The organism is Psychrobacter sp. T6-1 (genome assembly GCF_052258445.1).
Genome location: NZ_JBQQFC010000132.1, coordinates 1 through 6,340, shown reverse-complemented (window position 1 = coordinate 6,340; position 6,340 = coordinate 1). Strand labels below are relative to the sequence as shown.

The 6,340-nt window shown below is 43.8% G+C and carries 6 protein-coding genes and 1 tRNA gene; 2 read left to right on the top strand and 5 right to left on the bottom strand.

Annotation, left to right across the window (positions count from 1 at the left end):
- Nucleotides 1–398: 398 nt before the first annotated feature.
- Nucleotides 399–734, bottom strand: a complete 336-nt coding sequence (locus ACTXGO_RS08325; protein WP_443541655.1) for a GlpM family protein — start codon at nucleotides 732–734, stop codon at nucleotides 399–401.
- 172 nt (nucleotides 735–906) lie between these two features.
- Nucleotides 907–2,565 (bottom strand): alpha-keto acid decarboxylase family protein, encoded by a 1,659-nt coding sequence (locus ACTXGO_RS08320; protein WP_443541657.1) that lies wholly within the window; start codon nucleotides 2,563–2,565, stop codon nucleotides 907–909.
- A gap of 254 nt (nucleotides 2,566–2,819) precedes the next feature.
- Here ACTXGO_RS08320 and ACTXGO_RS08315 point away from each other — a divergent pair.
- Nucleotides 2,820–2,894: transfer RNA gene (locus tag ACTXGO_RS08315), tRNA-Gly, on the top strand.
- Between the two features lie 272 nt (nucleotides 2,895–3,166).
- Here the strand turns inward: ACTXGO_RS08315 and ACTXGO_RS08310 are convergent.
- Both ACTXGO_RS08310 and ACTXGO_RS08305 read right to left on the bottom strand, forming a co-directional pair.
- Complete coding sequence (locus ACTXGO_RS08310) at nucleotides 3,167–3,445, bottom strand: peptidylprolyl isomerase (RefSeq protein ID WP_443541658.1); 279 nt, start codon at nucleotides 3,443–3,445, stop codon at nucleotides 3,167–3,169.
- Between the two features lie 281 nt (nucleotides 3,446–3,726).
- Entirely contained in the window at nucleotides 3,727–5,385 is a 1,659-nt protein-coding gene (locus tag ACTXGO_RS08305) for an isovaleryl-CoA dehydrogenase (protein WP_443541660.1), read from the bottom strand.
- Between the two features lie 260 nt (nucleotides 5,386–5,645).
- On the opposite strand from ACTXGO_RS08305, the gene ACTXGO_RS08300 reads away from it, so the two are divergent.
- A complete protein-coding gene (locus ACTXGO_RS08300; RefSeq protein WP_435950774.1) occupies nucleotides 5,646–5,969 on the top strand; it encodes a DUF1244 domain-containing protein in 324 nt (107 codons plus the stop codon).
- 71 nt (nucleotides 5,970–6,040) lie between these two features.
- Here the strand turns inward: ACTXGO_RS08300 and ACTXGO_RS08295 are convergent.
- The coding region (locus ACTXGO_RS08295) for an SRPBCC family protein (RefSeq protein ID WP_443574018.1) at nucleotides 6,041–6,340 on the bottom strand (300 nt) is incomplete at its 5' end.

The window sequence follows — 6,340 nt, the reverse complement described above, 5'->3', positions numbered from 1 at the left end:
ATGATTAGCGCGAATGTAAAAGATTTGTTTTAATGTACTCAAAGCCACTTAAACTCAGTTAACAACACTACTGCACAGTTAAAGAGCCATAATTGTTAAAGTAATAAGACTGTCATCAACAAGGAGTGATCATGACTTTTCTATCGAAGAATAAACCGAGCCTAGTATATATGGCTGACGACACTTGCCATTGCACGAAGTGTAATTGTAGTAGTACGGCCACCTACAAAAACTGTAGCTGCTGTAGCAACTGCTGTCAGTGTGGTTAGACATAAGCAAAAATATGCATAACATGTAATCTAATCGATTATGTAGTGACAAGGCCAGCATCTTAACTTTCAAGGTGCTGGTTTTTTGTTTAGGGGTATAACTAAAACATTGTATTTTTTGTCACAACCTCAGGCTTGTATATATTGCCATACGATGACTAATATAGCGGCGGCGATAGACCATGCCACAACGCCCAATAGCAGAGCCTTGTACAAGCTCATATAATTAATACCAAAAAAGACCACGAGCGTATAAATCAGATGCGGTATGACGCCTAACATACTAAATATTAACGCGATCTTTAAGTCTGCACCGCTACGCTCAGTGCCAACAATAAAGTGACTAATAAGCGTAAAGGTTGGAAAAAGCGGTGCCAAAGCCGCCAAATAAAAAAAGCGCGTCTGTGCGAAAAGCTGTATCAACAATACCATGAGCGCACCAATAATCATCTTTACCCAGATCATAATGAGGTGCCTCCCCTTATCACATTATATGTCACTAACATAAGCATAGCTCAGTTTGTCATGACACAATAGCCTCTATATAGAACTTGATAGACAACATCTACAATAAACCCTATATAGCTCAGGACTAAATAGGGTTTTTGAATTGTTCGATGCATTAAGTACCTGCTCGTTATTGCAGGGCCTTAGTGATATCAGCAAGTAGCGGCGGGATATCGTGCTTATCGGTTATCACCTCTAGCATTACCAGTTTATGTGTCGTTGCTGCTGCTGTCTGTAGTGCAGACTTTAGTTCGCCTGCTGTTTGGGCTCTTAACGTTAAGCTATTGGTCTCATTACCACCAAAGGCTTGCAGCATTACTTGCCAATCACAATGCGGAATATCATTATAAGGTTGGTTCTCACCATGTATCGCACGCTCAACGGTATAGCCGTCATTGTTAACCAGTATGATAAAGGGGTTGATGCCTTCTTTGAGCATGACCGCGATATCTTGAATCGTTAATAGTGCCGAGCCATCGCCTATCAGTAGTACGCTGCGTTTGTGCGTGGAAGCAATCCCAGCGCCGAGGCTAGCGGGCAAAGTATAGCCAATTGAGCCCCACATCGGTTGTCCGTAGCACGTCACTCCAGCAGGCAGACGCGTATCGCTAATACCAAAATACGCCGTTCCTTGATCGGCAAACACCAAATTATTATGGGTTAGACCCTTGGCAACGATATGCCATAGGTCGTCTTGACGTATCGCTTCGCTATCTGCGCCAATCTGCTCGTGAGGCATCATAGGCTCACATAGCGGCATAGGTATGATATCGACACCTGAGGTCATCACCTCGTGTACAGCTTGCAAGCTGTCCTTTAGTGCGATTGGGGCAAAATTTTGCCCGCCGATGCTGGCGCGCTCATAGTGCAAATCAACCACTGATTTTTCATCGATATTTTGGCTAAATCCTGCGGTCGTTGTATCCGTATAATTGACCCCAACTTTGATCAAGCACTCGCAGTTCTCGACCGCATCCTTGGCGACAGGTCTAGAGGCAACACCAGAGTAGGTGCCCACCCAGCGCTCGCCTTGTTCATCAAGTAAGCTTTTGCCCCATGACAAGGTGGTATAAGGCACCTCAGTATCAGCGATTAAGGCTTTAAGCTCCTCTTGTAGTCCCATTCGATGCACCATTAGATCAGCCATCAATGTGGTTGTCTTGTTAGGTAAGAACTCAATGAGTGTTTGCTTGAAGGCGCTCAGTGCAGCAGCGCTTGTGATGTCTTCTTGACTATCATCTAGCTTAGTCGTTGGTGGATAGATCGGTAGCTTTGCCACATCGGGTGAGAGCATTAAGTAGCCTGGACGATGCTTTTTGAGAGTCATGCGTATCACTCTGTCAATCTCTGATGCCGCATTTTCTGGAGTAATCTGCGCGCGCGCGACAGTTACAGGTTCGACCATCTTGATAAAGTGATTGAAAACGCCATCGCCCAAGGAGTGATGAATACGGCTCTTGGCATTTTGCAGTGATGTCGCAGGCGCACCGACGATATGTAGCACTGGCGCATACTCTGCAAACGAGCCTGCGGTCGCATTAATCGCCGACAGCTCGCCCACGCCAAAAGTAGTCACCATCGCTGCAAAGCCACGCTCACGAGCGTAGCCGTCTGCAGCGTATCCTGCGTTTAGCTCATTGGTATTGCCGACCCAACGCAGCTTGTCCGAGGCTATGATGTTATCTAAAAATGATAAGTTGTAGTCGCCTGGCACGCCAAATACTTCAGAAGCTCCTGCTTCTGCTACTCGGTCAAATAGATAATCAGCAATGGTATAAGGTTGAGTCATGTTTGTTGTCCTTGTTTTATAGTTCTAGCATTAGGGTTATTAAGTGTAGTTGCAGCTTTAAAGCTGTTTTGTACTTCACAAATATTATGGAATACTTATTATAAAAATATGTTATACCATAAGACAATCTTGAAGTCACACGTGGTTTGATTACTGAGATAATTTATACAAAAATTATTGACAGACTAATAAATATACGTATAATATGCTGTCATCATCTGGCGATGCTTAGGTATGGCTTATATGATGATTTAGCGGGAATAGCTCAGTGGTAGAGCATAACCTTGCCAAGGTTGGGGTCGAGAGTTCGAATCTCTTTTCCCGCTCCAAATTTGCTTTGATAAAGCACAAAAGCCTCACTACTCTTTATACGAGCGGTGAGGCTTTTTTTTGTTCAATTTTCTAAGGTTGTAGCGAAATTTAGTAATTGCGCTGCGGTGTGTAAGCAGGTTTTATAGCGAGAATATTATAATAGATAAATTACTACTAATATCTAAGCCAGACAGCTTAAGTTGTCTGGCTTTGTTGTATTCATCATTTATTAAGAAACAGGCTCAAATCTTTTATCAATGCCGCCCTAGACTCCAACGTTTAAGAATGCTCAAGTCCTATATAGCACCTTTACCACATGCCAGCCAAATTTGGTTTTTACCAAGTGCGGGGTAAAGAGTTCGCCGTTGAAGCAGACTTTATCAAATGGCCCTACCATATCGCCTTTTTCAAACTCGCCTAAGCTGCCACCTTTTTTACCTGATGGGCAGGTTGAATACTTCTTAGCCAGCACATCAAACTGAGCGCCTTTTTTAAGCTTAGCAATAATCCCCTCAGCCACTTCTTTGTCTTTTACTAAAATATGTAATGCGCTAGCGGTACGAGCCATAATGTAAACCTTTTATTAAATATTAATTATCAGAGCATTGTATCACTACTTACTTTGGGTGCTGACCTAACTGGTATGGTCGATTCGAAATAAAATCGATACGCTAATATTATCAGTTTTATAGTGAGTCAACTATGTACTCTATTTTAGGGTCACCCATAGCTTAAACGATATGTTGTACCTTTAAAAAGCTATTTACAAAGGACATTTTTTAATAATTCTCTAATATAATTATGTATCAATGCCTCTACGAAGATAGCTCGTCTAAAACACTTAATAGCTCATAAAACCGCTTGCGTAGCACCCGCAGCCCGCTCAATTAATAGATCCACTGGGGCGTCAGGACTCAAAGTGCCAAAGGCTAAGCCATGCTCATTTGCAAGCCTAGAGCGACAGAATATCGTTGCGATTTCAGTATTGTCAGTGAGTAGCAAGATAGACGCTTGTAGCATTAATGCTAGGCGCTCAATCACGTAACGGCTACGAAACTCCAAGGTTTGAGTATCCTCAAAACGCCCTGTCAGACGCTTGAGTTCAGCATCATAATCGGGGTTTTTGCCTGCTGCTTTTTTTAGCTCTGTGAATAGTGCATCGCGAGTTTCGGGCTCCTTTTTTAATGCTCGAAGCACATCTAGACATTGTACATTACCACTGCCTTCCCAAATTGAATTGAGCGGTGCTTGTCTGTAGAGACGCGGCATTATGGTCTCTTCCACATAGCCATTACCTCCTAGACATTCTTGCGCCTCATTGACAAGGACAGGAGTGCGTTTGCATATCCAATATTTGCCAATGGCCGTGGCGATACGCGCAAGGGCGGCTTCATGAGGGTCGTGGTCGATGCTATCAACCGCGCGAGCAATACGCATAGTTAGGGCAATCGCAGCTTCTGACTCTAAGGCTAAATCTGCCAACACATTACGCATAATAGGCTGATCAATGAGTAGCTTACCAAATGCCTCGCGCTGGCTGGTGTGATGAATAGCTTGAACGATAGCTTGACGCATTTGTGCTGATGAGCCAATCATACAGTCGAGTCGGGTTAGCGCTACCATTTCAATAATTGTCGGGATACCGCGACCTTCTATGCCCACTAACTCGCCAAACGCTTCTTGAAACTCTACTTCTGATGAGGCATTTGACCAGTCGCCTAATTTGTCTTTTAGGCGCTGTACTTGGATAGCATTGCGCGTGCCATCAGGACAAAAACGCGGTACTAAGAAGCAGCTAAGACCATTTTCTGACTGGGCCAAAACAAGGTGAGCGTCACACATTGGCGCTGAGAAAAACCATTTATGACCGATAATTTTATATGAGCCGTCCTCTTGTAGCGTAGCTTTCGTCGTATTACGACGTAAGTCTGAGCCGCCTTGTTTTTCTGTCATTCCCATGCCCATAGTACAGCCTAGCTTCTCCTCCATAGGTAAGCTACGCGGATCATAGTCTGAAGATAACAACTTAGGTAACCATTTATCGGCCAGTGTAGGCGCATGTCGTAGTGCAGCAATTGCAGCATAGCTCATAGACATCGGGCACCCAAACCCGGCCTCAGGCTGTGACCCTAAATACATCACGGCGGCGCGTGCCACGTGCGCGCTACTGCGCTCTTCATTACGCCAGGCAAAATTGCTCATGCCATACTTCATGCCCGCCCTCATCAAATCATGGTAGGCTGGATGAAACTCTACTTCATCTATACGCCGTCCATAACTGTCAAAGTTTCGCAGTTTAGGCTTGTTCTCGTTAGCCAAAAAACCGCTAGTGATCAGCTCACCACCAGTAAGTGCACCAAACTCGCTCAAATGATTCTCTGCCCAAGACGCGCCCTCTCGAGCCACTGCTTCTTTTAGCGCTATGTCTGTTTCCCATGCATTATAATTGGCTAAGGCATAAGGCTGATTTTGCACCTCATGAGTATGAAATTGATTTACAATTGACATAATGGTTATCTTCCTTGGTTTTAAATGGCCTATCCTAGGCTTTAGTAGTCAGTATTATAGTCTCGTCTTAAAATGCAACGCATCTGTTTTATCCAGTAATGATTAGATAGCGATATAAGCGTAGGCTAATTCATATAGTATTCAATATGTAGTGAGGCTTTTTTGCTTAACCTTAGAACAACAGGTTATCATTGTCTCTAAAGCGTTCTGTATAATAGAAAATATACACCCAAATACATATCAATAATCAGGTAAATCTTATGGCAAAACTAGAATCAAACACTGAATTAGAAGCCGCGGCATTTCGCCGCTTGCTCGCCCATTTAGACGAGCGCAAAGATGTACAAAATATTGAGCTGATGAACCTTGCTGACTTTTGTCGCAACTGTCTATCCAAATGGTACAAAGCGGCTGGGGAGGAGCGCGGTATTGATATTGATTATGAAGATGCGCGTGAGCTTATCTACGGTATGCCCTATTCTGAGTGGAAAGAGAAATATCAGCAAAAAGCAACACCCGAGCAATTAGCGCGCTTTAACGAGATTGAAGCTGCAAAAAACAAGTCTGATGAAGACAAACAATAGTTACTCGCACTCTATACCCTAATTTTGACACGCACCCTAAGACACACCAATCACTCAACCTTGCCGCGACTTTAGCGGCTTTCTATAGATTTAAGTATGCTGCTGAACCCTACGGTTCCTTGTTTTTGCATTTGACGGTCAAATAGGCGACCGATCAATGGCAATGGTAACATCAAGCGACCCTCAGATACCCAAGTGACGTGTGTGGTGCCGTCCCCTAAGTCTTTTAGATCAATGACACCTTTATCATGTTGCATTTTCATCGGTCTAGATTTCTCGATTTTGTATTGCATATGAGTAGGACGCTCAAATGCCTTGATTCGCTCCCAAAATTTAACAGGCCCGGTTTGAATCACGCGTAAAGCGCCGAC

Bases quoted from the DNA above. Each gene is read 5' to 3' on its own strand.
- ACTXGO_RS08305 (WP_443541660.1), bottom strand. From the start codon at position 5,385: ATGTCAATTGTAAATCAATTTCATACTCATGAGGTGCAAAATCAGCCT.
- ACTXGO_RS08310 (WP_443541658.1), bottom strand. From the start codon at position 3,445: ATGGCTCGTACCGCTAGCGCATTACATATTTTAGTAAAAGACAAAGAA.
- ACTXGO_RS08320 (WP_443541657.1), bottom strand. From the start codon at position 2,565: ATGACTCAACCTTATACCATTGCTGATTATCTATTTGACCGAGTAGCA.
- ACTXGO_RS08325 (WP_443541655.1), bottom strand. From the start codon at position 734: ATGATCTGGGTAAAGATGATTATTGGTGCGCTCATGGTATTGTTGATA.
- ACTXGO_RS08300 (WP_435950774.1), top strand. From the start codon at position 5,646: ATGGCAAAACTAGAATCAAACACTGAATTAGAAGCCGCGGCATTTCGC.